Source organism: Caulobacter radicis (assembly GCF_003094615.1).
Lineage (GTDB): Bacteria > Pseudomonadota > Alphaproteobacteria > Caulobacterales > Caulobacteraceae > Caulobacter > Caulobacter radicis.
The window spans coordinates 1-1,094 of record NZ_QDKO01000034.1 but is presented as its reverse complement, the minus strand read 5'-3'; the positions used below and the strand labels follow the sequence as shown (position 1 = coordinate 1,094).

Annotated in this window: 1 protein-coding gene; it reads left to right on the top strand. The window is 67.4% G+C overall.

The annotated features are described in order from the left end of the window. On the top strand, positions 1 to 1,094 hold a 1,094-nt coding region (gene dctA / locus DDF62_RS19755; RefSeq protein ID WP_116490691.1), incomplete at both ends, for a C4-dicarboxylate transporter DctA.

Below are 1,094 nucleotides of genomic sequence, written 5' to 3'. Positions count from 1 at the left end.
AAGTTCGGGGCCGACCTGAAGCCGCTGGGCGACGCCTTCATCAAGCTGGTGAAGATGGTCATCGCCCCGGTGATCTTCCTGACCGTGGTCACCGGCATCGCCGGCATGCGCGACCTGGGGCGGTTCGGGCGTGTGGCGCTGAAAGCCTTCGCCTATTTCCTGACCTTCTCGACCCTGGCCCTGATCGTCGGCCTGATCGTCGCCAACGTCGTCCAGCCGGGCGCGGGCATGAACGTCGACCCGGCCAGCCTGCACAGCGACAAGATCGCCGACTATGCGGCGAAAGCCCACGAGACCACCATCGTCGGCTTCCTGCTGCACATCATCCCGACCACCGTGGCCGGAGCCTTCGCCGAGGGCGAGATCCTGCAGGTGCTGTTCTTCTCGGTGACCTTCGGCGTCGCCCTGGCCCTGGTCGGCGATCGCGGCCAGCCGGTGATCGACCTGCTGGAAGCCACGGCCCACGCCTTCTTCAAGCTGGTGGCCATCCTGATGAAGGCCGCCCCGGTCGGCGCCTTCGGGGCCTTCGCCTTCACCATCGGCAAGTACGGCATCGGCTCGGTGGTGAACCTGGCCGCCCTGGTGGGCACCTTCTACGCCACCTCGGCGATCTTCGTGCTGGTGGTGCTGGGGGCGGTGGCCCGCTTCAACGGCTTCTCGATCCTCAAGCTGCTGCGCTACCTGAAAAGCGAGCTGCTGCTGGTGCTGGGCACCAGCTCCTCGGAATCGGCCCTGCCCAGCCTGATGGAGAAGATGGAGAAGGCCGGCTGCGCCAAGCCGGTCGTGGGCCTCGTGGTTCCGCTCGGCTACTCGTTCAATCTCGACGGCACCAACATCTACATGACCCTGGCGGCGCTGTTCATCGCCCAGGCCACCGGCGTGCACCTGTCGCTGGGCGACCAGCTGGCCCTGCTGGGCGTGGCCATGCTGTCGTCCAAGGGCGCGGCCGGCGTCACCGGCGCGGGCTTCATCACCCTGGCCGCCACCCTCTCGGTGGTGCCCAGCGTCCCCGTCGCCGGCATGGCCCTGATCCTCGGCGTCGACCGCTTCATGAGCGAGTGCCGATCCCTGACCAACTTCATCGGCAACGCCGT